The following is a 23,995-nucleotide window of genomic DNA, read 5'->3' as shown; positions in this document are numbered from 1 at the left end:
CTAGCTCTCGCGCACCTCATAAGGATCGGCGATCCCGAGGGATGCCAGCGCGGCGCGCTCCACTTCTTCCATATGCTCGGCCTCGGCCTCACCCTGCTCATGATCATAGCCTAGCAGGTGGAGGGTTCCGTGGACAATGAGATGCGTGGCATGTGCTGCGATCGTCACGCCCTTGTCCGCCGCCTCGGCCGCGGTGACACCGTGCGCCAGGACGATGTCCCCGAGCAGCACCTCGCCATCGTCATTATTGTCGAGGCTATCGAGCAAATCGGCCTGGACCATCGGGAAGGACAGGACGTTGGTCGGCTTGTCCTTCTGGCGATAGTCGCGGTTGAGCGCCTGCACTTCGTCATCGGAGGTCAAGCGTACCGAAACCTCGGCCAGATAAGAGGCCGCGATGATCTCGTGCGGCGAGGCCCGCAACGCCGCCAGCACCGCCCGCGACGCCAAATCCTCCCAATCGCCCTCCGGCCACGGCGCTTCGACGGCGGTTTCAGTCTGGATCATGCGAGGTCCGTCTTGGAGAAATCGTCGCCCTTGTAGAGCAAGCGGGCGTTGTTCGTTTTGGCGCAGGCGTAGGCGAAGCAATCACCCATATTGAGGCGGGCGGGGTGGCGGCCTTTGCCATAACGCTCATAGGCATCGAGCGAAACGCGCAGTTCATCCGGGCCGATTGCGACGAGGCGGAGCAAGGCGTTGGTGGCCAAATTCTCGATTTCCTGCCTAGCGACCGTGATCGGCATTTTGTGGGAGCTTTGCAGGGCCGCAACCGTCTCCCAGTATGACATAGGTGACCATATCGAATCCGGCTCTTGGTCGATGATGGCCAGCATCTCGTTACGCTCGGTCTCCCCCGCGATGATGGCAACAAGCGCGGACGCATCGATGAACAAAGTCAATCCTCCGGCTCTCCCCAGAGGCGATCAAAGAAAGCCTTGTCTGCCTCCCGAACTTTCGGAGGCAACGGATGGCCATTGCGATACTGGTCCATTCTTTCGATCAGACTTTTTCCCTTGGGCTGCAATGGCGGTCGGAGAGCATCGCGTTCCTTGCGAAGTGCCTCGATCACCGCAACGCTCTTCGTAACGCCGCGCAATTCCGCTACTTCGGCAGCCAGAGCTGCGGCCTCATCGTTTTTCACGAACAAAGACGCCATTTTTATCTCCGGATATCCTTTTAGCTTATCAGGATATCCCCAGTTTCGCAATCAGGCGTCCGGCCCTTCATAAGCCTCGACGATGCGGCCCACGACCGGGTGCCGCACCACATCCGCCGCGCCGAAACGCACCGTGGCGATGCCTTCCACCCCCTCCAGCCGATTGACTGCGTCCGCGAGGCCGGACTTGCCGATGTCGGGCAGATCGATCTGGCGAGGATCGCCGCAGACGACCATGCGGCTGTTCTGGCCGAAGCGGGTGAGGAACATCTTCATCTGGGCGGGCGTGGTGTTCTGCGCTTCGTCGAGAATGATGAAGGCATCGGAGAGCGTGCGGCCGCGCATGAAGGCGATCGGCGCGATCTCGATCTCGCCGCTGGTGATGCGCCGCTCGACCTGTTCGGCGGGAAGCATGTCGTACAGCGCGTCGTAGAGCGGGCGGAGATAGGGATCGACCTTCTCCTTCATGTCGCCGGGCAGGAAGCCCAGCCGTTCGCCGGCCTCGACCGCGGGACGCGACAGGATCAGGCGCTGCACCGATCCCTGGATCAGCTGCTGGACCGCCTGCGCGACCGCCACATAAGTCTTGCCCGTGCCCGCCGGCCCCAACGCGAAGATGATGTCCGAGGAGGCGAGCGCCTCCATATAGCGCGCCTGCGTGGCCGATCGCGGCACGATCGTTTTCTTGCGCGTGCGGATCATCATCGCCGGCGGTTCGGAGACGTCGTGGCGGATGATGCCGTCCAGCGTCGGTTCGGCCGACATGCCGATCACCGCCGCGACGACCCCGGCATCGATATCCTCGCCCTTGACGATGCGGTTGTAGAGCCCCTGCAGCACATCGCGGGCGCGGCCGGCGCTTTCAGCCTCGCCCTCGATCTGGATGCGATTGCCCCTAGCCGAGATATAGACACCGAGGCGATGTTCGATGGAGATCAGATTCTGATCAAATTCGCCAAACAGTCGGCCCAATAGCTGGGGGCGATCGAAGATGAGTTCGAGGCGGGCGCGATCGCCGGCCTGGGCGGGTACGGGCTTGCGGCTCATTCGATCCTTTGTGGGTACGAGTCGCCAGCGAAGATGCGGCTTCCGGCCAGCAAATGCCAGCGCCAAGCGCAAATTGATTCCGTGCCGCTTGGAGCCGTTGCGAAACTTTGCCAAAGTGATGCGGTGATGCACCCTTGCCCCCCTTTCCGGATGCAATAGCGGCGTGGCGACGGGAGGGCTCAAGGCCGTTTTCTTGTCGGAACGGCGGATGCTGCTGCGCTTGCTCGCGGCGCGGTTGCGTGATCCCGATCTGGCCGAGGAAATGCTGCAGGAGCTGTGGATCAAGCTGGAGGCGATGCCCTCCGGCCCGATCGCCGACCCCACCGCTTATCTTTATCGCATGGCGAACAACCTCGCGTTCGATCGCCGCCGATCGGAGATGCGGCGCTCCGCGCGCGAAGGCGTCTGGCTCGATACGCAGGACGATGTCGAGCATGCCAGCGCCGAACGGACCCTGATCGCGCGCGAGCGGCTGGACGAGCTCAAGGCGGCGCTCGACGCTCTGCCTGAGCGGACCGCGCTGATCTTCCGCCGCTATCGGATCGACGGCGTCCCGCGTCGCGATATCGCGCTGGACGAGGGGATCAGCGTCAGCGCGATCGAGAAGCATCTTCAGCGCGCCTATCGCGCGATCCACGATATTGCAGAAAAGTGAAAGGGCGGGTGTGGGGGTCGCCTTCCTGTGACGTCTTGGATGCAAAGGGGTAAGTTTGCGTGTCCATCCAGTCCGAACAAATCCTTGATGAGGCCATCGCCTGGCATCTCGGTCTTGAAGAGGCCGGGGCCGAGGATTGGCAGCATTTTGTCGAATGGCTGGAAGCCGATCCGCGTCATCAGGAGGTCTATGATCGCCTGACGCTGGAGGAGGCCGCGCTGGCCGAAACGCAGGCGCCTACCCCCCGGCTCCCAATGGTGCGCAAGCGCCCGATCCATCGCAACTGGGTCCGTTATGGCGGCTGGGCGGGCGGCGCGCTCGCTGCGGCTGCTGCGGCCTGGCTGGCAGTGATGCCCGCCGTGATGGGGGACAGCCATTACCTTATCCAGACCAAGCCGGGCGAGCAGCGCACGGTCACGCTGGCCGATGGTTCGGTCGTCGCGCTGAATGGCGGCACGACGCTGCGCCTCGATCGCAAGGATCCGCGCAGCGCGGAGCTTTCCGGCGGCGAGGCCTTCTTCACCGTCGTTCATCATGCGGATCGCCCGTTTGAAGTGAAGAGCGGCGATGTCGTGTTGCGCGATATCGGCACGCGGTTCGCGGTATCGCGTATCGGTGGCGCGATGGATGTGAAGGTGGCCGAAGGATCGGTGCAGTTCCAGCCTCATGGCGCCCGGGTGACGCTGACCAAAGGCATGATGCTGAGCTATAACGACGCCTCGGCCCATGCCACCGTGGCGCAGATCGCGGCGGAGAATGTCGCGGGCTGGACCCGGGGCGAGCTCGATTTCACTGGGACGCCGATGGCGGTAGCCGCGGCCGAGCTTTCGCGGACGATCGGTGCACCGATCCAGGTTGCGGCGGAAATGGCGGATAAACCGTTCACGGGCACCCTTCATGTCAAGCCCGCTTCGGCCAAAACAATTGCAAAATTTGCGGAACTGAATGGCGCGACGGCGTTCCGGGATGGACCGGGCTGGCGGATCGCGCCACAATCGGAGCGTGTCCGCTAAGCACCGCCTCCTCTTTGCAGGATTGCTGTTGGGGGCGCTGCCGGTAACGGCGGCGCCCTCGCTGCATTTCGACCTGCCCGGCGGGAGTTTGGCGCAGGCCTTGGCGGCGCTCTCCCGGCAGGGATCGATCGATGTCGGCGGCAGCGATCCCGCCATCTCCGCAACCGGCGTCCGTCCCCTGCACGGTACGATGAGCGCCGCGCGCGCGCTCGATCGCTTGCTCGCCGGCACGCCCTTCATGGCCGAGCCTGTCGGCAACGGCGGCTATCGCCTGGTGCGTCGTCCGGCACAGCCTGCGCGCGCTATGGCGCCCAGGCCGGTGCGCATCGCCGCGCAGACGCCGGCGCCGCCCGACGAGATCATTGTGCTCGGCAGCAAGCGCCAGCAGCCGTTGTTCACGTCGCCGGGCAGCACGGAGGTGATCGCGGTTTCGGATGGCGGAATGGGCCCGACCAGCGCGCTTGGTGAACGCTGGCTGCTGCAGCGCACGCCGGTGCTGCAATCGACCGAGGTCGGCGAAGGCCGCAACAAATTGTTCATCCGCGGCGTCGCCGATTCTAGCTTTACCGGGCCGACGCAGGCGACAGCGGGCATCTATTTCGGGGACGTGCGCGTCGGCTATGACGGACCCGATCCCAACCTCAACCTTTACGATGTCGATCGCGTCGAGATCCTGGAGGGGCCGCAGGGCACGCTCTACGGCGCTGGATCGATCGGCGGCGTGATCCGGATCGAGCCGCGCGCGCCGCAGCTCGAAGGCCCTCATGCTTCCCTCCGCACCGGCGTATCCGAAACCGGCCATGGTTCGCCGAGCTACGACAGTGCCGGTATGGTCGATCTTTCGCTGGTGCCGGACAGGTTGGGCGTGCGCGTCGTCGGCTATCGCAGCCGGGATGGCGGCTATATCGACGCACCGAACCGCAAGACCAGCGACATCAATCCGTTGACCCAGACCGGCTTTCGCGGCGCGGTGCGCGCGCGGCCGTTCGACGGCATCACTATCGATGCCAGCTATCTGCGCCAGACCAGCGAGCAGCCGGATCTGCAATATGCCGACGGCGGCCTGGCACTTGGGCACCTCGCCACGCTCGCGCAGCCGTTCAGCGACCGCTATAAACTCGCGCGCGGCGTGGCCGAAAAGGTCTGGGGTAGCGGGCTGACCTTCCGCATTTCGGGCGGGGTCGCCGATCATCATCTCGCCCAGCGCTTTGAGGCGACGCGGCCCGGCGTGGCCAATCCTTCGGCCTATGACGACACCACCGATATCCGCCTCGATACCGTGGAAGCGCGCCTGTCGCGATCGATGGCGGATGGCCGCGGCTGGGTGATCGGTGCGTCGGGCGTCTGGTCGACGACGGGATCGGAGCGGACACTCGGCCCGCTCAGCGCGCCGCGCGACCTGATCGGTGTGACGAACCGAACCCGTGAGAAAGCCGGCTTCGGCGAAATCACACTTCCCCTAAAAGGCAAATTTTTGCTCAGTGCGGGCCTGCGCTTCACCGTGGCGCGGATGGATGGCGAGCCTTCGCGCCGCCCGGTCAACAGTGATTTCCTTCGGGGTTCGACCGCGCGGCGTCTCGATCCCGATGTCGGTTTCTCGGTGCCGGTGGCGCACGATCTGATCTGGTTCGGCCAATATCAGCAGGGGTTCCGTACCGGGGGCCTTGCGGTTGCGCAGGGCGCCGGGCGTGTCGCCACGTACCAGTCGGATACGATCCGCGTGGTGCATTCGGGCGTGCGCTATCGCCATGGGCGGCGGATTAGGGCCTCGATCGATCTTTCCTATGCGCGGTGGGACGATATTCAGGCCGATCTGATCGGCAGGAACGGCCTGCCTTTGACAGCCAATGTCGGCAACGGCATCATCCTCGCGGTCGAGGCCAATGCCGAATATGGCATCACTTCGGAACTGAGCTTTTCCGGCGCGGTGCTGTTCAACCATAGCCGCCTGACCGATCCCGCACCCAGCTATGTCAGCTCCGGCGATCGCCCGCTGCCGGCCAGCCCCAAATGGACCGCGACCGGCGCGCTCGCCTGGCATCATCCGTTTTCGGATAGTCTGGCCCTGCGTGCCGAAGCGCGGCTGCGCTACACGGGGCGTTCCCGGCTCGGTGTCGGGCCGGTGCTCGATATACCCTACGGCAACTATACCGAGGTAGGTACGATCGCGGCGCTCGAATTCGGCCGCTACGAAGCCTCGCTAGGCATCCAAAACCTGCTCAATGTTCGCGCGAACCGCTTCGCAATCGGTAACCCCTTCGCGATTGCCCGCCAGGACGAAACCACCCCGCTTCGGCCGCGAACAGTGCGGCTGGGGTTTGCCGTGCATTATTGAGCCGGGTCAGGCCGCGCCCGGTTTGAACGTCATCGCCACGCCGTTCATGCAATAGCGTAGGCCGGTGGGTTTGGGGCCGTCGTCAAAGACGTGGCCGAGGTGTCCGCCGCAGCGGCGGCAGTGGACTTCGGTGCGCTCCATACCGAGGCTGGAATCGGTCGTCTTGCCGATCGCGTTTGGGAGCGGCTGCCAGAAGCTTGGCCAGCCGGTGCCGCTGTTGAATTTGGTCTTGCTGGAGAAAGCAGGCAGCGCGCAGCCGGCGCAGGAAAAGATGCCCGCGCGATGCTCATCATTGAGCGGGCTGGAGAAGGGGCGTTCGGTGCCTTCGTGGCGCAGGACGTCATAGGCGGCGGGGCTCAGCCGCTTGCGCCATTCGGCATCGGGGAGTGTGATCTCATAATGCACGGGCGGCGCGGGCGGCGCGGTGTCGCCGCCGCGCGACCATAGCCAGGCGCCTGCCGCGCCCGCGCCCAGGCCGCCGATCAACGCGCGTCTCGATACCTGCATGTTACTCTCCTTAGCGCCGGAACAGCCGCGCAAATCTATTCGGTTGTCGGGCAGGGCGCCCCGTCTTCAGGATATTGGTACGAAACAGCCGCGCGCCAAGCTTTATCGCGATGAGCAAAGTGACAAACTGCAAGGCCAGCGCAGCAAGGTGCGGCCAGAGCGCGGGCAGGATCGCCGCGCGTGCCATCATCGCGAACGGCGAACTCCAGGGAATGATGGCGGCGATCAGCGCGATCGGTCGATCGGGATGGCTGGCCTGCGCCGAGGCGAAGGTGAAGACCAACGCCTGCCCCAGGCTCAGCGGCATCGCCAGCGTCTGCGCCTCGCGCGCGCTGCCCGCCTGTGCGCCAACGCCAAGGTAGAGGACGCCCCACAGCAGGAAGAGCATGACGAAATAGACGAGGCCCAGCCCTAGGAAGATCGGCCAGCCGATCGCCGGCGTGGGAATAGCGCCTGCGGGCACGAACGCTTCGATCCCGATCGCCGCGCAGCTCGCCCAGACCACTACGCCGGTCAGCGTCGCACCCAGCATCGCGATGAGCTTGCCCAGGAAGATGGCATCGATCGGGACTGCAGAGGCAAGCAGTTCGATGATCTTGTTCGCTTTCTCCTCGACGAGGTTGGAGACCAGCATCGAGGCGATCAGGAAGGTCAGGAAGAACAGGATGAACTGGGCGACCTTGCCGACATCGCTGCGGTCATGATCGTCGGGCGGGGGCTGGATCGCGGCGGTGTTAAGATCGACCGGCGCCGGCGGCGTGCCCCCCAAAGCGCGGTCGGCGCGTGCGGTATCGAGGATCAGGCCGATCGGTCCACCAAGATCGTGCAGCGCTTGCGGCGGCCCATCGAGGCGGGGGCGATCGAGCGTGCCGCCGAGCGCGGCCTGCCCCGGCGCGGGGGCGTGGCGCTCCAGCAGCGGGATCTGGTCGCCAAGCCGGTCGTCCAGCTTTGCGCGCGCATTCATCACGGCGGCGGCATCGTCGGCGGGCATCGTCAGCGCGACCGCATCGCGCCGTTTTCCCTGGTCGCCTCCGTCCGCCAGCATCGAGGCGACCGCACCGAAGATCAAAGGCAGCAACGGCCCGATCAGGAAGATCAAAAAGGTCTTGGACCAGACCGTGGCGATATAATCACGGCGCGCGATCACCAGCGCCGATCGGAGCGTGCGCATCATGGCCGCTCTCCCGCATCACCAACTATCGCGACGAAGGCCTCGTGCAGGCTGGGCGGTTCGATCGCCAGCGTCTCGATCCCCGCGTCGGCCTCGATCACCGCCTTGAGCAGTGGTTCGATGCCGTCTTCGGGCAGCCGGAAGCGCCACAGGCCGCTTTCGCATTTGGCGTCTGCGGGCAACGCCTTTTCCCAATCGCCGGCGTGGCGCGTCGCAAGGCGAACGCGCGAGGGGAATCGAGTGCGCGCCTCCTCGGGCGTGCCTTCGAAGCGTATTTTGCCGCGTGCGATCACCGCGATCCGCTCGCACAGCCGCTCGGCATGGGCGATGACATGCGTTGAGAACAGGATCGTCGCGCCGCTTTTGGCCTGATCGCGGATCAGCGCCTCCAGCCGCTCCTGATTGATCGCGTCCAGGCCCGAAAAGGGCTCGTCGAGCACGATCAGGCCGGGCTTGTGGACGATCGTGCCGAGCAATTGCACGAGCTGCGCCATGCCCTTGGAAAGCGTGCGGATCGGGCGATCGGCGGGCAGATCATGCTCGGCGAGAAGCTTGGTGGCGCGCGCCTTTCCCTCTTTCAGCGGCAGGCCTCTCAGCGCGCCCATAAAAGCGATCGCATCGCGGGGGTTCATGCCGGAATAGAGCCCACGCTCCTCGGGCAGGTAACCGACACGATCGGCGACTTCGAGCGGAGAAGCAGCGCCAAGCAGCCGCCGCTCGCCGCTATCGGGATCGATGATGCCGAGCAGCATCCGGAGCGTCGTCGTCTTGCCCGCGCCGTTGGGGCCGAGGATACCGTAGATGCTGCCGGAGGGCACCGCGAGATCGACGCCGTCGACCGCCGTCGCGCCATCGAAATGTTTGGTGATACCGTGCGCTTCGACGGCGAGGGCTTCGCTCATCCGCTGCTTGTAGCGCGGAACCCGTGTAGGGGGAGGGGGTGATTGCGCCCGACACGCTCGAAAATCGCATTAAGGCCGAAGCGCGCCGGTTTGGCTTCGTCGCCTGCGGAATCACGCGCGCCGATGCCGTGCCGCAGGCCGCGGATCGGCTGCGGACATGGATCGCGGAGGGCGCGCATGGATCGATGGAGTGGATGGCGGCGCGGGCCGAGCAGCGGGGAGCGCCCACCGCTTTGTGGCCGGAAGCGCGATCGGCAATCCTGCTCGGGCTGAGCTACGCCCCGCCGGAAGATCCGCGCGCGCTGGAGGCGGAGCGTAGGATCGGCCGCATCTCGGTCTATGCGCAGGGGCAGGACTATCACGATATCGTGAAGCGCGGGCTCAAGGCGCTGGCGCGGTGGCTGGTCGCGGAGGCGGGGGGCGATCTCAAGGTGTTCGTCGATACCGCGCCGGTGATGGAAAAGCCGCTGGCAGAGGCGGCGGGGCTCGGGTGGCAGGGTAAGCACACCAATCTACTCAGCCGCGAACATGGCAACTGGCTGTTCCTCGGCGCGATCCTGACCAGCCTGGATCTGGCGCCTGATGCGCCCGGCGAGGATCATTGCGGATCATGCGACGCCTGCCAGCGCGCCTGCCCGACCGATGCCTTCCCGGCGCCTTATCAGCTCGATGCGCGGCGTTGCATCTCCTATCTGACGATCGAGCATAAGGGGCCGATCCCGGAGGAGTTTCGCGGGGCCATCGGCAACCGCATCTATGGCTGCGATGATTGTCTGGCGGCTTGCCCTTGGAACAAGTTCGCCGATGCCGCCCAGGCAAATTTGGCGTTCCACGGGCGAGCGGAGCTTAAGGCGCCGGAGCTGGCCGATCTGCTGGCGCTGGACGATGCCGCGTTCCGACAGGTGTTCGCAGGATCGCCGATCAAGCGGATCGGGCGGGGGCGGATGGTTCGCAACGCGCTGATCGCGGCGGGGAATAGTGGGTTGGCAGAGCTGGCGGGGCCGGTGGGGGCTCTGGTGGCCGATGACGATGCGGTGATCGCGGAGGCAGCCGCGTGGGCGCTTCAGAAGATAAGCCCCTCCCTTTCAAGGGAGGGGGAAGGGGTGGGTGCGCGCGTCTGCGCGCCCGAAGACTCGGCCGCACTGTCGGACGCTCGCTCCGCTCGCGACCCACCCCAACCCCTCCCTTGAAAGGGAGGGGCTTACCGCCTGGCCAGCGCCGCCACACAACTCGCCCGGTCGAAATCCGCGCCCGCAGGCGTCCGCGCATCGATCCACGTCACCTTCGGCTCGCCGCCGCCGGCCGGCGGATAGAGATAGGCGTCCAGCACGCACGCCACCCCGCGAAACTGCAGCTTGTGCGCCGCGCCCTCGTGCAGATCGAGCGCCGGGCGGCCGAACAACAACGCCAGCGCCTTGGCATCATGCCCCATCACCCGATCGACGCCGCTCACCGCCCTCGGCGGCGGCGCGATCGAAGCGGGCCGCTGCGTGCCCGTCTCCCCGCAGGCGGCGAGGAGGAGCAAAGCGAAGAGAGGAAGCGCGCGCATCGCTCCCCTTCACCCCTGCATCGCCGAAGGGCAAGACCGTTGCGCAGGCCTGCCGCCGCCTCTAACCCGCGCCGAACCTTCCCAATCCGGAGATAATAGTGACCGAACCGAGCCTCGACATCATCGCGATCGGCAACGCCATCGTGGACGTGCTCGCTCCGGCGGACGAAGCGTTTCTCAGTCAGCATGGCATGACCAAAGGTGCGATGCGGCTGCTGAGTGCCGATCAGGCGACCGAGCTCTATGCCGCGATGGGCGCAGGGCGCGAGATCAGCGGCGGTTCGGCGGCGAACACTTTGGCGGGGGCGGCCGCGCTCGGCGCGAAATGCGCGTTCATCGGCCAGGTCGCGACCGATCAGCTGGGCGAGGTGTTCAGCCACGATATCCGATCGACCGGCGTCGCGTTCGAGACCAAGCCCCGCGATCTGCCCGAGCCGACCGCGCGCTGCTTGATCCTGGTCGATGATCAGGATGGCCAGCGGACGATGAACACCTATCTCGGCGCCGCCCAATATCTCGAGCCCGATGCGATCGACGCCGCCCAGATTGCCAGCGCCAGGATCCTGCTACTCGAAGGCTATCTATGGGATCCGGCCGAGCCGCGCGAGGCGATGAAGCGGGCGATCCGCATGGCGAAGGATGCGGGGCGCAAGGTGGCGCTGGGCGTCTCGGCGGTGTTCTGCATCCTCAATCACCGCGCCGATTTCCTCGCGCTGCTGGAAGCGGGTGACGTCGACATATTGTTCGCCAATGAAGAAGAGGTGCTGGCGCTGGCCGGAACCGAGGATTTCGAGGAAGCGGTGGCCTTCGCCGCGGCGCGCGTGCCGCTGCTGGTGACGACGCGCGGACCGGATGGTGCGATCGCGATTGAGGGCGGCCAGCGCGTCAGCGTCTCCGCCGAGCCGATCGACAAAATCGTCGACACGACCGGCGCGGGCGATCTGTTCTCAGCCGGCTTCCTCGTCGGCCATGTTCAGGGGCGGAGCAACGAGGAGTCGCTGCGCATGGGTGCGATCGCCGCCGCCGAGGTGATCTCGCACTGGGGCGCGCGGCCCGAGGCGAAGCTCGACGAACTGGTCAAGGCGAAGCTGGGCTGACATATATTTCCCTCTCCCCTTGTGGGAGAGGGCCAGGGAGAGGGGATCGGGCGAGGGGGCTCGATGCCCCCGAGCGCGAATAAGCTCGCTGGCGCTCGCACCCCTCTCCCAACCCTCTCCCACAAGGGGAGAGGGCTTATCCTTAGACGATCCCCCGCCCTACATGGCTGTGCGCGCGGCTGTAGAAGAAATAGATGATCAGCCCCAGAATACCCCAGCCCGGCAGGACGAGGATCGCGGTCAGCGGCAGCGAGATGTAGAGATAGAAGCAGCCGACGATCGTCAGCGCGCCGATCAGCCATACCGCCGGGGTGCGGAACGGGCGCTTGCGGTCCGGATCGGTCTTGCGCAGCACCATCACCGAGATCGCCACCATCATGAAGGCGAACAGGGTGCCCGAATTGGAATAATCGGCGAGCTTGCCGACCGGTAAAAACGCCGCCGCGACCGCCGCGCCGAGGCCGGTGACCAAGGTCACGACATGCGGCGTGCGATAGCGGCTGTGGACCGAGGCGAGCCGATCGGGCAGCAGCCCGTCGCGCGCCATGGTGAAGAAAACGCGGGTCTGGCCGAACATCATGATCAGCACCACCGAAGGCAGCGCGATCACGGCGGCAAGGCCGACGAGGCGGCCGACGCCCGGATGGCCGATCACGTCGAGAACGTGGACCAAAGCTTCCTTGGAGCAGACCAGAGGCTCGATCGCGCCCTTGGCGACGACGCTGACGCAGCGGCCCGCCATTTCGGCCGAGCCCGGCGCCAGCGAAAGCCCGTTTGCGCCCAGCAGCGGCTGCGCGCCGATCGCGCCGATCGCGCCGGACGCGACGAGCAGATAGAAAACGGTGCAGATCGATAGGCTGGCGATCAGCCCGATCGGCACGTTGCGCTGCGGATTCTTGGTTTCCTCGGCGGCGGTGGAGACCGCATCGAAGCCGACATAAGCGAAGAAGATCGATGCGGCGGCACCGAACACGCCACTGGTGCCGGTCGGCAGGAACGGTTCGGACAGCGAATTGAAATGGTCGGAATTGAGCACGGGAAGGGTCAGCGCGACAAAGGCGGTGAGCGCCAGGATCTTGATCGCGACCAGAATAGCGTTGACCCGCGCGCTCTCGGTGGTGCCGATGATCAGCAGCCAAGTGATGACGCCCGTGATGACCACCGCGGGAATGTTGATCCAGCCGCCGGTGTTGAGCGCGGTCAGCAGATCGGGGGTCGGCGCGGTGCCGAACGACAGCAGCACCTTGGCGTTAAGCGCGTCGGCGTTGCTGATCGCATTGGGAAAGGCGACGCCTAATCCCTTGAGCAGCCCCACGGCATGGTTCGACCAGCCGACCGCCACCGCGCTGGCGCCCACCGCATATTCGAGGATCAGCGCCCAGCCGACCATCCACGCCAGCAGCTCGCCCACCACGGCATATGTATAGGTGTAAGCGGAGCCCGAGACCGGCACCATCGATGCCAGCTCGGCATAGCAGAGCGCCGCCACCGCGCAGACGAAGCCCGCGACGCAGAAGGAGAGCAGCATGCCCGGGCCGGCTTTCTGCGCGGCTTCCGAGGTGAGGACGAAGATACCGGTGCCGATTACGCCGCCGATGCCCAGCATCGTCAGCTGGAAGGCGCCCAATGAACGGTGAAGACCTTTTTTTTCGGCGGTGAGCAGGATGGCGTCGAGGGGTTTGACCCGATCGAATAACATGAAGCTGTTTCCCCTTTGCGCGGGCTTGAGCCCTGGCGCGTGATGGGGCGAGCCTAACGCCTTGTCACCACAGCGCAATAGCCCTGCGTCAGAGCGTCTCGCGCGGGATCATCGCTCCCAGCTGGCGGCCGCCGAAGATGTGGACATGCAGGTGCGGCACTTCCTGATGGCCATGCTGCCCGGTGTTGGCGAGCAGCCGGTAACCGCTCGCCACCAGCCCCGCATCCCGCGCCACCTTGCCCACCGCGCGCGTGAAACCCGCGATCTCGGCGTCGGAGGCTTTGCTGGAGAAATCGTCCCAAGAGACATAGGCGCCCTTGGGAATGACGAGGATATGCACCGGCGCCTGCGGAGCGATATCATGGAAGGCGAGGGAGAATTCGTCCTCGTGGACCTTCCGGCACGGAATCTCGCCGCGCAGGATGCGGGCGAAGATATTGTCGGGATCGTAGGGCAGGGTGGGGTCGATGGGCATTCCGCTCTTCCTCCTTCGTCATCCTGACCTTGTTTCAGGATCCATCCATTCTCAAAGTCCGCAGCCGACGGCGGAGTGGATGCTGAAACAAGTTCAGCATGACGGGTTAATCAACTGGCCGGCCCGCCTTTTCGACCAGCCCCGAAGTCCCCTCGCGCCGCTCCAGCTCGGCCAGCACTTCCCGCCATTCGATGCCGGCATCGGCCAGCAGCACCAGCAAATGAAAGATCAGATCCGCGCTTTCCGCCGTGATCGCAGCGTGATCCTGCGCCAGGCTGGCGACGATCAGCTCCACCGCTTCCTCGCCCAGCTTGCGCGCCATCGTCGGGCGGCCCTTGGCGAAGAGGCCCGCGGTGTAGGAGCCGTCCGGCTCGGCCTCGCGGCGCGCGGCGATCGTGGCTTCGAGGCGGGCGAGCGTATCGGTCATGATGCCGCTATCCCGCCTGCCGGCGACGAAGTCGAGAGTCGATTATTGCGGGCGGCGACGGGCGATGCGCGCGTGGTGGATCGCGCCCGGAAGATGACGATGCGGGCTCCGCTCGATGCGCAGCGCCAGCGGCGCTTTCCGCCCCTTGGCCATCAGGACGATCCCGATAATCGCAAGCGCGATACCGTCGATCACCAGGATTGCGCCGATCTGACTGCCCTCCGGCCTTGCGGCGAGTGCGCAGGCGATGCCCGCTGCATAGGAAACGAGCCCCAGCAGGCGCCAACCGAGATCCCGGCGTCTCATGCCGCTGCCCTCCGCTCGATCGGATCGAAAGCGACGTAGGGAACGAGCGTCTCCTCCACGACCAATACTTCGGCATCGCGGAAAGCGTGGCGCTCGGCGCGGGCGAAGGCCATCGCCGCCGGGAACGAGACAAACCGGCCCTCCATCAGGCCATTATCTTCCTGGACCAGCCAGTGACCGGCCCGGTCCTGCCCAACCTTGATGATGACGTGACGAGACGCGGACGAATATTCGGATTGCAGCATCTTCGATCCCTGCGAACCTTTCGGCGATCCGGCGCGGGCAGGAATTTGCCCAGCGTCTCGCCGGGGATGCCATTAGGCGCAGCAGCCGTTAATTTGCGAGATCGGCCACGGCCCCGAACCGTTGTTTTTGCATAGGGTTCAGCGGCGGACGGGAAGCCCGGCGGCGGCGAGAGCGGCATGTGCCTCGGCAACGGTATGTTCGCCGAAGTGGAAGATGCTCGCGGCGAGAACGGCGCTGGCATGCCCTTCGGTGACGCCCGCGACCATATCATCGAGCGTGCCGACGCCGCCCGAAGCCACCACCGGCACGCGCACCGCATCGGCGATGGCGCGTGTCAGCGCGAGATCGTAGCCCCCCTTGGTGCCGTCATTGTCCATCGATGTGACGAGCAATTCGCCCGCGCCCAGTTCGGCCAGCCTTACCGCATGTTCGATGGCATCGATGCCGGTCGGCATGCGGCCACCGTGGGTGAAGATCTCCCAGCGGCCGCGCGCGACGGCCTTGGCATCGATCGCGCCGACCACGCATTGCGCGCCGAAGCGATCGGCGATCTCGGCGGCGAGTTCGGGCCGTGCGACGGCGGCGGAGTTGATCGCCACCTTGTCCGCCCCCGCCAGCAGCAGAGCGCGCGCATCCTCGGCGGAGCGCACCCCGCCGCCCACGGTCAGCGGCATGAAGCAGACCGAGGCGGTGCGCGCGACGACATCGAGGATCGTGCCGCGTGCCTCATGGCTGGCGGTGATATCGAGGAAGCAAAGCTCGTCCGCGCCGGCGGCATCATAGACCTTGGCCTGCTCCACCGGATCGCCGGCGTCGAGCAGGTCGAGGAACTGCACGCCCTTGACGACGCGCCCGCCGGCGACATCGAGGCAGGGAATGACGCGGACGCGGACGGTCATAGCGCAAACTCCCTCTCCCCGCCGGCGGGGAGAGGGCCGGGGAGAGGGGGAGTCGTACAGGACTGGGCGCGTCGCCAGACATCTACATCGCCCCCTCTCCCTAGCCCTCTCCCCTGCAGGGGAGAGGGGATTGAGGTCTCGCTCACCATCCGCCCCTCGCCACCTTCAGCGCCGACGCGAGGTTCAAGGTGCCGTCATAGATCGCCCGCCCGGTGATCACGCCTTCGATCCCCTCCGAAGCGGCGCGGGTCAGTTCGGCGATGTCGGCGAGATCCTTGACGCCGCCGCTGGCGATCACGGGCATTGAAGTGGCACGGGCGAGGGCAATAGTCGCGTGGATGTTGCAGCCTTTCATCATCCCGTCCCGCCCGACGTCGGTGAACAGAAGCGCCGCCACGCCCGCATCGGCGAAACGCTTGGCGAGATCGGCGGCGGTAAGATCGGAGACCTCGGCCCAGCCGCGCGTCGCGACCATGCCGTCCTTGGCATCGACCGCGACGACGATGTGACCGGGCAGCGCGCCCGCCGCCTCGCGCACCAGATCGGGGTTTTCGAGCGCCGCGGTGCCGATCACCACGCGCGAAACGCCCAGCTCCAGCCAGCGATCGATGTTGGCGCGGGTGCGGATGCCGCCGCCGAGCTGGACCTTGCCGGGAAAGCTCCGGACGATCCGCTCCACCGCGCCGCCATTCACCGATTCCCCGGCAAAGGCGCCGTCGAGATCGACGACATGGAGATGCGTCGCGCCGGCTTCGGCGAAGGCTGCGGCCTGCGCAGCGGGATCGTCGCCATAGACGGTCGCGCGATCCATATCGCCCTCGGCAAGGCGCACGACCTTCCCGCCCTTGAGATCGATCGCCGGGAAGACGGTGATGCTCATAAAATCCTCCTCGCGCGCAGCGGGGGGAGGGGGCCCATCCGCAGGATGGTGGAGGGGCGCCGACGAAAGTCGGCGTGCTTCGCCCGCCGCCCCTCCACCGCCTTCGGCGGTCCCCCTCCCCAAGCAAGCTTGGGGAGGATCATCACGGCCGCCATTCCAGAAACCTCTTCAACAAGCGCAGCCCATAGGCCTGGCTCTTCTCGGGGTGAAACTGCACGCCCAGCATCGTGTCGCGCGCGACCGCGGCGGTGACCTGGCCGCCATGATCCGTGGTCGCCGCCAGATCGCTTGCCTCGCGCGCTTCGAAGGCGAAGCTGTGGAGGAAATAGGCCTCGCCCACCTCGATCAGCGGGTGCGCGGTGGCGATCGTGACGTCGTTCCAGCCCATGTGGGGGATACGCGCGTCCGGGTCGGTGGGTTCGAGCTTGGCGACGGTGCCGGGGATCCAGCCGAGCCCTTGATGCCGCCCGAATTCCTCGCCCGCCTCCGCCATCAATTGCATGCCGACGCAGATGCCGAGAAAGGGGCGGCCCTTGTCGCGCACCGTCTCGGTCAGCGCCTTGGTCATGCCCGGCAGAGCCTTGAGCGCGGCCATCGATGCGGCAAAGGCACCAACGCCGGGAAGCACGATGCGATCGGCACCGCGCACGACATCGGCATCGGTCGTCACGCGGATATTCTCCGCCCCCGCCGCCCGCAGCGCGTTTTCGACCGAGCGAAGATTGCCCGCGCCATAATCGACCAGCGCCAGCGTCATGCCTGGCCGCCGAGCGTGCCCTTGGTCGATGGGATGGCGTCGGCCTTGCGCGGATCGATCTCCACCGCCTGCCGCAGCGCGCGCGCGCAGGCCTTGAAGATGCTTTCGCAAATGTGGTGGTTGTTCTTGCCGTACAAAGTCTCGACGTGGAGCGTCATGCCCACTTCGCCGCCGAAGCTCTGGAACCAATGATCGATCAGCTCGGTATCCAGCTCGCCGATCTTCTCCTGCGTAAACTCTGATTTCCACACCAGGAACGGCCGCCCCGAAATGTCGATCGCCACCCGGGTCAGCGTCTCGTCCATCGGCGCGTAGGCGGTGCCGTAGCGGACGATGCCGCGCTTCTCGCCCAGCGCCTTGGCGATCGCCTGGCCGAGCGCGATTGCGCTATCCTCGGTGGTGTGGTGCTGATCGACGTGGAGATCGCCCTTCACCTCCAGATCGATATCGATCAGCGAATGGCGCGAGAGCTGTTCGATCATATGATCGAGGAAGCCGATCCCGGTGGCGACGCGATAGACCCCCGTGCCGTCGAGGTTGACGGTCGCGGATATGCCGGTTTCGGCGGTCCTGCGGGCAACGGTGGCGGTGCGCATGACGCGCCTAATAGCGCGGTGCCTGATCGAGGCAACGGGCTTGACCCTTCGGAAAGGCCCATGCAGGTGAGGGGCGTGACCGATACCCCGCCCGACAGCCTGATTCCCTACGACGAGATCGTGCAGGACGCGCTGCGCGCCGTGGTCGGCCGCGTGCTGGGGCAGGTGGAGAAGGATGGCCTGCCGGGCAGCCACCATTTCTACATCACCTTCAAGACGCACGCCCCCGGCGTCGATATCCCACGCCACCTGACCGAACGCTACCCCGATGAGATGACGATCGTCATCCAGAACCGCTATTGGGATCTGAAGGTGTCGGCCGAGGGTTTCGAGGTCGGCCTCTCGTTCAATCAGATCGGATCGCGACTGGTGATCCCCTTCGCCGCGATCACCGCCTTCCATGATCCCGCCGTCGATTTCGCGCTGCACTTCTCCGCGCAGGTCGACGATCAGCAGCCCGAAGAGATTGCGGCGGCGGAGAATGATCCGATCGTCAAGCCGGTGGAGGACGGCTCAAACGTCGTTTCGGTGGATTTCACGCGGAAGAAATAGCGCGCCGGCCTGAGGGGGGACAGTGCGGTTGCGAATGACCGGAACGGGGTGGAAACCGGCCAGTCCGCTTTCAGGAGTTGAGGCGGCGATAGCGACGCTCGTTCAGCCGGACTGGACGGCAGCTAAGCGCCCCTTTTTCGCCGTTCGCCTCCAGCATCTCCGATCCCAAAATCTGCCCTTCGTTCATCGCAACTGCGGTGCAGATCGGGAGTGATCGACTTTTGGGTGGAAAGCCGAACGAATGCTTTCTGCCGACATTTGAAATTTCGCCAGCTTGTCGGTCGAACGAGTCCAAGCGATCAAGTTTGAGTGACTTTTCATACCTGCGCCTTTCGGCTCCGCCGAAGCATCAACTCAACGACGGTTTTCCATAACAAACTGGATGAAAGCATCCGCAAATCTTATTGGCTGTTCGACATTGGAAAGGTGCGCTGCAGGGAGGACGACCAACCGTGCATCGGGGATCGATTCCGAAAGCTGCCGCGCGTGATCGAGCGGCGTGGCGGGATCGGCGTCGCCTGCGATGACCAATGTCGGCGTTGGGATCAGCGTCAGTAGCCGCCGCTGATCCATATCGCGGATCGCGGCACAGCATCCCGCATAGCCTTCCGGATCGGTTGCCAGCAGCATGGTGCGAACCGGCGCAATGTCCTTCGGGTGGGTCGCGGTGAAATCCGGTGTAAACCAGCGGGCGATCACGGCATCGGTCATCGTCGGCATTCCGTTTCGGAGTACCGTCGCGATGCGATGGTCCCAGCCCGTTGGCAGCCCCATATAGGCGGAGGTGTTGGCGAGGATCAGCCGGTCCAGCCGCTCAGGCGCCCGCCAGCCGAGCCATTGCCCGATCATGCCGCCCTTGGAGAGACCGCAGAAAGTGAACGTCGCTATGCCCAGCGCATCGGCCAGCTCGATCACGTCGCGGCCGAGCCGATCGATCGAATAGCTGCCGGGCGGCACATCCGATGCGCCGTGGCCACGGCTGTCATAGCGCAAAACACGAAAGTGCTCCGTGAAGGCCGCCATTTGCGGCTCCCACATCGCCATCGCGGTGCCGAGCGAATTGGACAGCAGTAGCACCGGCGCGCCCTCGGGGCCATCGAAGCGATAGGCGATGCGACAGCCGTCGCCGGTCGTTATGGCCCTCGTGACGCTGCCGTCCGCCGCGATCTTCATGCCGTCGCGCGTGACCGGGCGGAGAAGGCCTGCTCGTCCGCGTCCCGCGCTTTTTCCAGCGTGAAGTCGAAGGCGATGAAGACGCTGTCGCCCTGACGGTTCGGCACCGGCAACAGCCCCTCGCGCGTGCCGAACGCGAAATCGTCCGCGGCGAAGGGATCGTCGCCGAAATTGATCTGCGTCGTCAGCGTGCGATAGCCCGGCGCCTCGATAAAGAAGTGGACATGCGCGGGCCGGTTGCCGTGGCGGCCTAACGCCTGCATCAGCCGATCGGTGGCGCCGCCCGGCGGCACACTATAGCCGTTCGGCGCCTTGGAACGGAAGGAATAGGCCCCGTCGGCGCCGAGCTTGATGCGGCGGCGATTGTTGAACGGCGTCTGTTCGCGGGTTGGGTCGAAATGGGAATAGAAGCCCCGCGAATCCGCGTGCCAGACGTGGAGGGTCGCGCCTGACACGGGCTCGCCATCCGGCCCTTTGATCTCGCCGGTCATGTAGAGTGTATCGGTGTCGTCAGGATCGTCGGTCAGGGTGACGTCCCCTTCGACCAGCGGCGCACCCTCGACATAGAGCGGCCCCTCGATCGTGCGCGGGGTGCCGCCGCCGCGACCTTGCTCCGCATCGCGGGCGTCCATTAGCAGATCCATGAAATGTTCGAGGCCGATGCCCGGCATCAGCAGGCCGAACTCGCCGACCCCGTCCTGCAGGAAGGAGACCGCCTGCCACAGCTCGCTTTCATTCACATCGTGCCGGACGATGACCGTCATCGCCGCCTCGATCAGGTCGCGCATGATCGCCTTCAGGCGCGGATCGCCGCCCGTTTCGGTCAGACCGCTGGCCTTGTCGAGCAGCGTCTGGATGGGCGCGGTTGAGACGAAATCTTCCTTCATGCGAACTCTCCTGGGCTGATGCGAACCGTTCAGCGGTCGTCGTCGTGGATCGAGGAGGGGTGACGGCAGAGCGCGGTAACCCGTATATTCATGAACGGATAAAGCGGCAGCGCCGTCAGAATGTCGTGCAGCGCGGCATTATCGGCGACATCGAAGATGCTGACGTTGCTATAGTGTCCGACGACACGCCAGATATGGCGCCATGTGCCGGCGCGCTGCAACTCCTGGAACCGCTCCTTTTCCGCCTGCTTCAGGGCGGCGAAGCGTTCCTGATCGGTATCGAGGGGCACGTTGACGTCCATTTCGACCATGAACAGCATGGGCCTTACGCCTTTTCTTTGGAGGGCAGACTGATCGCCGGACGCGAAGCGGCATCGCGGCGGAAGAAGGCGAGCCTGTCTTCATCCAAAGCGATGCCGAGGCCGGGACCGGTGGGCACGCGCAACGCGAAGTCGCCATAGTCGAGCGGTTCTTCGAGGATTTCCTCGGTCAGCAGCAGCGGGCCGAACAATTCGGTGCCGAAGGCGAGCTTGGGGAAGGTTGAGAAGACGTGAGCCGAGGCGATGGTGCCAACTCCGGCCTCCAGCATGGTGCCGCCATAGAGCGCGACGCCGGCGGCATCGGCGATCGCCTGCACGCGCTTGGCGGCGAACAGCCCGCCGGATTGCTCGATCTTCACCGCGAACACATCGGCTGCAGCGCGCACCGCGAAATCATAGGCGTCCTCCGGACCATGGAGCGACTCGTCGGCCATGATCGGGATAGCGGCGCGTGCGGCGAGGCGCGCCATGCCGGCGCGGTCATGGCGGTTAATCGGCTGCTCGACGAGATCGCAGCCGGCGTCCGCGAGCATGGCGATGCCGCGCCGCGCGGTCGGCTCGTCCCACGCCATGTTGACGTCGACCCGCACCGAAGCCGCATCGCCGAGCGCGCGCTTGATCGCCGCGACATGCGCGACATCGTCCGCCAGCGCGCGCTTGCCGATCTTGAGCTTGAACGTGTCATGACGGCGCTCAGCGAGCATCGCCTCTGCCTCGGCGATGTCCCGCGACGTATCGCCGCTGGCCAGCGTCCACAGCACCGGCACCGTTTCGCGCACCCGCCCGCCGAGCAGTTCGCTCACCGGCAAGCCGGCGCGCTTGCCCATCGCGTCGATCAGCGCGGTCTCCACCGCGCATTTGGCGAAATGGTTGCCGACGACATGGCGCGCGACCGCCGCCATCGCCGCCGCCGGGCGGGTCGCGTCGACGGCGAGCAGGATCGGCGCGAAATAGGTGTCGATCGCGAGCTTGACGCCTTCCGGGCTTTCGTCGCCATAAGCGAGCCCGCCGATCGTCGTCGCCTCGCCGACGCCGGTAATGCCGTCGGCGTAGTGGATGCGGACGAGGCATAGCGTCTGGCGATGCAGCGTCGTCATCGCCAAGACGTGCGGGCGGATCGTCGGCAGATCGACCAGGAAGGTCTCGATCCGGTCGATCCCGATCATAGTGCTCTCGGCCCGCCGACTAAAGCTTGAACAGCCGCCGCGCATTGTCGCGGCCGATCGCCTCGCGGTCGTTCTCGCCGATCTCCGCCGCATCGAACCATGTCGCCGCTTCCTCCATCTCCTCGAACGGATAGTCGCTGGAGAACAGCACCCGCGCTGTGCCCATCTCCTCCATCGCGTTGCGCATCGCCAGCGTCCGGAAATTGCCGCTGGTGGTGACATAGAAGTTCTGCCGCAGGTAATCGACGAAAGACTTCTTTGCCGGAATGCCTTGCGGGTTGCGCCCGTCGGCGGAGGCCCAGTGCGACGTGCGCCAGATATTGAACGGCAGCAGCTCGCCCAGATGCCCCAGCACGACGGTCAATTTCGGAAATTCGTCGAACAGCCCCGATCCGATCAGCCGCAGCGCGTGCGTGCCCGTCTCCACCGAGAATTGCCACGCCGGCCCCATCAGCCACGGATGTCCCTCGGTCGCCAGTTGCTGGCTCGCCAGCGGCAAACGGGGGTGAAGATAGAAGGGCACATCCAGCCGCTCTACCTCGCCCCAGAAGGGGCGGAACTGCGGCAGGTCGTAATAGACGGCCTTGTCCATCGATCCGGTCTGCGAATAGCCGTTGACCAGCGCGCCGACGAACCCGAGCTCCTCCACCGCGCGGCGCAGTTCCAGCGTCGCCGCCTCCGGGTCCTGCAGCGGCAGTGCCGCGAAGCCGCGAAAACGGTCGGGCCGGCGGGCGATCTGCTCGGCTAGCTGATCGTTGGCACGCCGCGCGATATCGATCGCGAGCGCAGCATCGGCCCGCGCCTGCACCGCCGGCGAGTTCAGCGAGACGATCGACACTTCGATCCCGCAGGCGTCCATTCGCCGCAGGCGCTCGTCCTGCAGGTCGAGCAGCTGTGCTTTCTTGGTCGGCCATACGTCGCGCCCGAAATAAGGCTCCGAATCGCCGATCGTGTCCGCCGTGGCAAAATGCTCCTCGAGCGCGATCTTATTCTGCATGGAGGATCTCCTCTCGGTCGAGCGGCCCGAGTCTGCGCGCTTCGGTGCCCCTCCTTATATAAAATTATGCAGGGAGCAATAGATTACGCCAAGGGTAATTTGGTTTCGATTTGCCTTGAGGTGGCTGGTCGGGAAGGAAGAGGCATGAATGAAAAGATCCCTTCCGAGCGACGTGCAGGTGTCCAGTCGGTCGAAACGGGCATGCGCGTTCTGCGCGCGCTGACCGAATTGGGCGGGGCCGCCACCTTGAGTGCGGTGGCGCGGGCCTGCGCCATGCCGCCGCCGCAGGCGCATCGCTATCTGCAAAGCCTGATCGCCGCCAACATGGCGCAACAAGACGCCGCTTCGGGCCGCTATTCGCTGGGGGCGGCCGCGCTGCAGCTCGGCCTTGCCGCGCTTACCTCCACCGATGCCTTCACGCTGGTCGACGGCATGATACGCGATCTCGCCGAGGAGATGGGACCGACCATCCAGATCTCGGCACTGGGGCCGGCCGGGCCGACCGTGGTGCGACTGTATATGGGGCATCCGCCGGTGATCACCTCACTGCAGGTCGGATCGGTCTTGCCCTTGCTGCGGTCGGCGACCGGCCAGGTGTTTCTGAGCTTCTCGCCCGATGCGGATGTTGCGGCGATGGTGGCGGACGAGATCGAGCGTGCGATCATGACGGCCGATGCCGTCGCGGCGATCCGTCAGTCCGTCCGCGTCGCCGGGTTCGCGCAGGACAAGGGAACGTTGATCCCGGGCCTGCATGCGACCGCCTTTCCGATCTTCGATCTCCAGGGGCGGGTCAGGCTCGTCGCCACCGCCATCGCCGCCGAGGCCGTTCCCTATCGGGACGGCGCTGCCGCCCTTGCCGAACTCGGTCGACGATGCGCCGCCATCAGCGCCCGCCTCGGCTGGCCGGCGACATAAAGGAAACTATCCGGACCGGACGGCTCGCCGATCTATTGTTGGGCCGCTTTCTCCGATCGCTTGCTTTTAGCCGCCCGTCCGCCTTCGGCCCAGTTCAGGCCGTCCGAAGGTGCTATCAGACTAAGTCGAACTCGTCTCCACACGATGCAGGTGGGTCTTTGAGGGTAGGGGCCTAGGCTGAATCGACATTCAGCACCAGAACGAGAGCGCGGCGAGGTAGAGGCTGGCGAGATAGTTTTGTGGGATGCGATCGTATCGGGTGGCGATG

The 23,995-nt window shown here is 65.5% G+C and carries 29 protein-coding genes; 7 read left to right on the top strand and 22 right to left on the bottom strand.

Translation table 11 applies throughout. The features are described from left to right. Genes ybeY through FHS31_RS08875 form a run of 4 tightly spaced genes read right to left on the bottom strand, consistent with a single transcriptional unit; the run spans position 1 to position 2,203 of the window. Positions 1-507: an rRNA maturation RNase YbeY gene (gene ybeY, locus FHS31_RS08890; protein WP_167073040.1), complete on the bottom strand. Its 507-nt coding sequence runs from the start codon at positions 505-507 to the stop codon at positions 1-3. Next, positions 504-893, bottom strand: a complete 390-nt coding sequence (locus FHS31_RS08885; RefSeq protein WP_243843375.1) for a type II toxin-antitoxin system VapC family toxin — start codon at positions 891-893, stop codon at positions 504-506. Before FHS31_RS08885 ends, ybeY begins: the two co-directional genes overlap by 4 nt. 2 nt (positions 894-895) lie before the next feature. Then, a complete protein-coding gene (locus FHS31_RS08880) occupies positions 896-1,156 on the bottom strand; it encodes a type II toxin-antitoxin system VapB family antitoxin (RefSeq protein ID WP_167073038.1) in 261 nt (86 codons plus the stop codon). Positions 1,157-1,207: 51 nt separating this feature from the next. Further along, a complete protein-coding gene (locus FHS31_RS08875; protein ID WP_167073037.1) occupies positions 1,208-2,203 on the bottom strand; it encodes a PhoH family protein in 996 nt (331 codons plus the stop codon). 163 nt (positions 2,204-2,366) lie between these two features. Here FHS31_RS08875 and FHS31_RS08870 point away from each other — a divergent pair, with 163 nt between their 5' ends. The 3 genes from FHS31_RS08870 to FHS31_RS08860 are packed head-to-tail and all read left to right on the top strand — an operon-like array spanning position 2,367 to position 6,206. Beyond that, positions 2,367-2,858: a sigma-70 family RNA polymerase sigma factor gene (locus tag FHS31_RS08870; RefSeq protein ID WP_167073036.1), complete on the top strand. Its 492-nt coding sequence runs from the start codon at positions 2,367-2,369 to the stop codon at positions 2,856-2,858. Positions 2,859-2,917: 59 nt separating this feature from the next. Then, positions 2,918-3,871, top strand: a complete 954-nt coding sequence (locus tag FHS31_RS08865; protein WP_167073035.1) for a FecR domain-containing protein — start codon at positions 2,918-2,920, stop codon at positions 3,869-3,871. Positions 3,872-3,899: 28 nt separating this feature from the next. Beyond that, positions 3,900-6,206: a TonB-dependent receptor gene (locus FHS31_RS08860; RefSeq protein ID WP_167073034.1), complete on the top strand. Its 2,307-nt coding sequence runs from the start codon at positions 3,900-3,902 to the stop codon at positions 6,204-6,206. Between the two features lie 6 nt (positions 6,207-6,212). Here the strand turns inward: FHS31_RS08860 and msrB are convergent, their stop codons facing one another. The 3 genes from msrB to FHS31_RS08845 are packed head-to-tail and all read right to left on the bottom strand — an operon-like array spanning position 6,213 to position 8,786. Beyond that, on the bottom strand, positions 6,213-6,713 hold the full coding sequence (msrB, locus tag FHS31_RS08855) for a peptide-methionine (R)-S-oxide reductase MsrB (RefSeq protein WP_167073033.1): 501 nt from the start codon (positions 6,711-6,713) through the stop codon (positions 6,213-6,215). 10 nt (positions 6,714-6,723) lie between these two features. Further along, positions 6,724-7,887, bottom strand: a complete 1,164-nt coding sequence (locus FHS31_RS08850; protein ID WP_167073032.1) for an ABC transporter permease — start codon at positions 7,885-7,887, stop codon at positions 6,724-6,726. Next, complete coding sequence (locus tag FHS31_RS08845; protein WP_167073031.1) at positions 7,884-8,786, bottom strand: ABC transporter ATP-binding protein; 903 nt, start codon at positions 8,784-8,786, stop codon at positions 7,884-7,886. Before FHS31_RS08845 ends, FHS31_RS08850 begins: the two co-directional genes overlap by 4 nt. A 41-nt stretch (positions 8,787-8,827) precedes the next feature. On the opposite strand from FHS31_RS08845, the gene queG reads away from it, so the two are divergent. Then, a complete protein-coding gene (gene queG, locus FHS31_RS08840) occupies positions 8,828-9,976 on the top strand; it encodes a tRNA epoxyqueuosine(34) reductase QueG (protein ID WP_167073331.1) in 1,149 nt (382 codons plus the stop codon). 11 nt (positions 9,977-9,987) lie between these two features. On the opposite strand, the gene FHS31_RS08835 is transcribed toward queG, so the two are convergent. Further along, complete coding sequence (locus tag FHS31_RS08835; protein ID WP_167073030.1) at positions 9,988-10,335, bottom strand: hypothetical protein; 348 nt, start codon at positions 10,333-10,335, stop codon at positions 9,988-9,990. A gap of 98 nt (positions 10,336-10,433) precedes the next feature. Between FHS31_RS08835 and FHS31_RS08830 the strand changes: the two genes are divergently transcribed. Then, the gene (locus FHS31_RS08830) at positions 10,434-11,432 is read left to right on the top strand and encodes a PfkB family carbohydrate kinase (protein WP_167073029.1); all 999 of its coding nucleotides are present in this window, start codon (positions 10,434-10,436) and stop codon (positions 11,430-11,432) included. A 142-nt stretch (positions 11,433-11,574) separates the two neighbouring features. Here the strand turns inward: FHS31_RS08830 and FHS31_RS08825 are convergent, their stop codons facing one another. From FHS31_RS08825 to hisB, 9 genes are all read right to left on the bottom strand, one after another. Then, complete coding sequence (locus FHS31_RS08825; protein WP_167073028.1) at positions 11,575-13,131, bottom strand: amino acid permease; 1,557 nt, start codon at positions 13,129-13,131, stop codon at positions 11,575-11,577. 88 nt (positions 13,132-13,219) lie between these two features. After that, entirely contained in the window at positions 13,220-13,606 is a 387-nt protein-coding gene (locus tag FHS31_RS08820; protein ID WP_167073027.1) for a histidine triad nucleotide-binding protein, read from the bottom strand. Positions 13,607-13,712: 106 nt separating this feature from the next. Next, a complete protein-coding gene (locus tag FHS31_RS08815; protein ID WP_167073026.1) occupies positions 13,713-14,033 on the bottom strand; it encodes a phosphoribosyl-ATP diphosphatase in 321 nt (106 codons plus the stop codon). Between the two features lie 42 nt (positions 14,034-14,075). Continuing rightward, positions 14,076-14,339, bottom strand: coding sequence for a hypothetical protein (locus tag FHS31_RS08810; RefSeq protein ID WP_167073025.1), 264 nt, complete (start codon positions 14,337-14,339; stop codon positions 14,076-14,078). Then, on the bottom strand, positions 14,336-14,584 hold the full coding sequence (locus tag FHS31_RS08805; RefSeq protein ID WP_167073024.1) for a hypothetical protein: 249 nt from the start codon (positions 14,582-14,584) through the stop codon (positions 14,336-14,338). Before FHS31_RS08805 ends, FHS31_RS08810 begins: the two co-directional genes overlap by 4 nt. 138 nt (positions 14,585-14,722) lie before the next feature. Further along, complete coding sequence (gene hisF / locus FHS31_RS08800) at positions 14,723-15,484, bottom strand: imidazole glycerol phosphate synthase subunit HisF (RefSeq protein ID WP_167073023.1); 762 nt, start codon at positions 15,482-15,484, stop codon at positions 14,723-14,725. Between the two features lie 142 nt (positions 15,485-15,626). Then, on the bottom strand, positions 15,627-16,364 hold the full coding sequence (gene hisA / locus FHS31_RS08795; RefSeq protein ID WP_167073022.1) for a 1-(5-phosphoribosyl)-5-[(5-phosphoribosylamino)methylideneamino]imidazole-4-carboxamide isomerase: 738 nt from the start codon (positions 16,362-16,364) through the stop codon (positions 15,627-15,629). Positions 16,365-16,506: 142 nt separating this feature from the next. After that, complete coding sequence (hisH, locus tag FHS31_RS08790; protein WP_167073021.1) at positions 16,507-17,121, bottom strand: imidazole glycerol phosphate synthase subunit HisH; 615 nt, start codon at positions 17,119-17,121, stop codon at positions 16,507-16,509. Continuing rightward, the gene (gene hisB, locus FHS31_RS08785) at positions 17,118-17,717 is read right to left on the bottom strand and encodes an imidazoleglycerol-phosphate dehydratase HisB (protein ID WP_167073020.1); all 600 of its coding nucleotides are present in this window, start codon (positions 17,715-17,717) and stop codon (positions 17,118-17,120) included. The genes hisH and hisB overlap by 4 nt, the downstream gene beginning before the upstream one ends. A gap of 75 nt (positions 17,718-17,792) precedes the next feature. On the opposite strand from hisB, the gene FHS31_RS08780 reads away from it, so the two are divergent. Beyond that, the gene (locus tag FHS31_RS08780; RefSeq protein ID WP_167073019.1) at positions 17,793-18,269 is read left to right on the top strand and encodes a ClpXP protease specificity-enhancing factor SspB; all 477 of its coding nucleotides are present in this window, start codon (positions 17,793-17,795) and stop codon (positions 18,267-18,269) included. A 354-nt stretch (positions 18,270-18,623) separates the two neighbouring features. On the opposite strand, the gene pcaD is transcribed toward FHS31_RS08780, so the two are convergent. Genes pcaD through FHS31_RS08755 form a run of 5 tightly spaced genes read right to left on the bottom strand, consistent with a single transcriptional unit; the run spans position 18,624 to position 22,812 of the window. After that, complete coding sequence (pcaD, locus tag FHS31_RS08775; protein ID WP_167073018.1) at positions 18,624-19,442, bottom strand: 3-oxoadipate enol-lactonase; 819 nt, start codon at positions 19,440-19,442, stop codon at positions 18,624-18,626. Then, complete coding sequence (locus tag FHS31_RS08770) at positions 19,439-20,329, bottom strand: dioxygenase family protein (RefSeq protein ID WP_167073017.1); 891 nt, start codon at positions 20,327-20,329, stop codon at positions 19,439-19,441. The genes pcaD and FHS31_RS08770 overlap by 4 nt, the downstream gene beginning before the upstream one ends. 29 nt (positions 20,330-20,358) lie before the next feature. Continuing rightward, entirely contained in the window at positions 20,359-20,649 is a 291-nt protein-coding gene (gene catC, locus FHS31_RS08765) for a muconolactone Delta-isomerase (protein ID WP_167073016.1), read from the bottom strand. A 5-nt stretch (positions 20,650-20,654) separates the two neighbouring features. Continuing rightward, positions 20,655-21,815 (bottom strand): muconate/chloromuconate family cycloisomerase, encoded by a 1,161-nt coding sequence (locus FHS31_RS08760; protein WP_167073015.1) that lies wholly within the window; start codon positions 21,813-21,815, stop codon positions 20,655-20,657. A 19-nt stretch (positions 21,816-21,834) separates the two neighbouring features. Then, positions 21,835-22,812, bottom strand: a complete 978-nt coding sequence (locus FHS31_RS08755) for an amidohydrolase family protein (protein WP_167073014.1) — start codon at positions 22,810-22,812, stop codon at positions 21,835-21,837. Positions 22,813-22,956: 144 nt separating this feature from the next. Here FHS31_RS08755 and FHS31_RS08750 point away from each other — a divergent pair, with 144 nt between their 5' ends. Then, entirely contained in the window at positions 22,957-23,727 is a 771-nt protein-coding gene (locus FHS31_RS08750; protein WP_167073013.1) for an IclR family transcriptional regulator, read from the top strand. Positions 23,728-23,995: the final 268 nt, after the last annotated feature.

It is taken from the genome of Sphingomonas vulcanisoli (genome assembly GCF_011761305.1).
GTDB lineage: Bacteria > Pseudomonadota > Alphaproteobacteria > Sphingomonadales > Sphingomonadaceae > Sphingomonas_I > Sphingomonas_I vulcanisoli.
The sequence above is the reverse complement of the archived record's forward strand: the minus strand, read 5'-3'. Positions and strand labels throughout refer to the sequence as shown.

Coding starts and splice junctions, on each gene's coding strand:
- FHS31_RS08880 (WP_167073038.1), bottom strand. CDS start 1,156: ATGGCGTCTTTGTTCGTGAAAAACGATGAGGCCGCAGCTCTGGCTGCC.
- FHS31_RS08770 (WP_167073017.1), bottom strand. CDS start 20,329: ATGAAGGAAGATTTCGTCTCAACCGCGCCCATCCAGACGCTGCTCGAC.
- FHS31_RS08815 (WP_167073026.1), bottom strand. CDS start 14,033: ATGACCGATACGCTCGCCCGCCTCGAAGCCACGATCGCCGCGCGCCGC.
- FHS31_RS08825 (WP_167073028.1), bottom strand. CDS start 13,131: ATGTTATTCGATCGGGTCAAACCCCTCGACGCCATCCTGCTCACCGCC.
- FHS31_RS08875 (WP_167073037.1), bottom strand. CDS start 2,203: ATGAGCCGCAAGCCCGTACCCGCCCAGGCCGGCGATCGCGCCCGCCTC.
- FHS31_RS08750 (WP_167073013.1), top strand. CDS start 22,957: ATGAATGAAAAGATCCCTTCCGAGCGACGTGCAGGTGTCCAGTCGGTC.
- FHS31_RS08805 (WP_167073024.1), bottom strand. CDS start 14,584: ATGCTGCAATCCGAATATTCGTCCGCGTCTCGTCACGTCATCATCAAG.
- FHS31_RS08820 (WP_167073027.1), bottom strand. CDS start 13,606: ATGCCCATCGACCCCACCCTGCCCTACGATCCCGACAATATCTTCGCC.
- FHS31_RS08760 (WP_167073015.1), bottom strand. CDS start 21,815: ATGATCGGGATCGACCGGATCGAGACCTTCCTGGTCGATCTGCCGACG.
- FHS31_RS08845 (WP_167073031.1), bottom strand. CDS start 8,786: ATGAGCGAAGCCCTCGCCGTCGAAGCGCACGGTATCACCAAACATTTC.
- FHS31_RS08810 (WP_167073025.1), bottom strand. CDS start 14,339: ATGAGACGCCGGGATCTCGGTTGGCGCCTGCTGGGGCTCGTTTCCTAT.
- FHS31_RS08835 (WP_167073030.1), bottom strand. CDS start 10,335: ATGCGCGCGCTTCCTCTCTTCGCTTTGCTCCTCCTCGCCGCCTGCGGG.
- FHS31_RS08850 (WP_167073032.1), bottom strand. CDS start 7,887: ATGATGCGCACGCTCCGATCGGCGCTGGTGATCGCGCGCCGTGATTAT.
- FHS31_RS08755 (WP_167073014.1), bottom strand. CDS start 22,812: ATGCAGAATAAGATCGCGCTCGAGGAGCATTTTGCCACGGCGGACACG.
- ybeY (WP_167073040.1), bottom strand. CDS start 507: ATGATCCAGACTGAAACCGCCGTCGAAGCGCCGTGGCCGGAGGGCGAT.
- hisH (WP_167073021.1), bottom strand. CDS start 17,121: ATGACGCTGGCGCTGGTCGATTATGGCGCGGGCAATCTTCGCTCGGTC.
- msrB (WP_167073033.1), bottom strand. CDS start 6,713: ATGCAGGTATCGAGACGCGCGTTGATCGGCGGCCTGGGCGCGGGCGCG.
- pcaD (WP_167073018.1), bottom strand. CDS start 19,442: ATGAAGATCGCGGCGGACGGCAGCGTCACGAGGGCCATAACGACCGGC.
- hisB (WP_167073020.1), bottom strand. CDS start 17,717: ATGCGCACCGCCACCGTTGCCCGCAGGACCGCCGAAACCGGCATATCC.
- catC (WP_167073016.1), bottom strand. CDS start 20,649: ATGCTGTTCATGGTCGAAATGGACGTCAACGTGCCCCTCGATACCGAT.
- hisA (WP_167073022.1), bottom strand. CDS start 16,364: ATGAGCATCACCGTCTTCCCGGCGATCGATCTCAAGGGCGGGAAGGTC.
- hisF (WP_167073023.1), bottom strand. CDS start 15,484: ATGACCGTCCGCGTCCGCGTCATTCCCTGCCTCGATGTCGCCGGCGGG.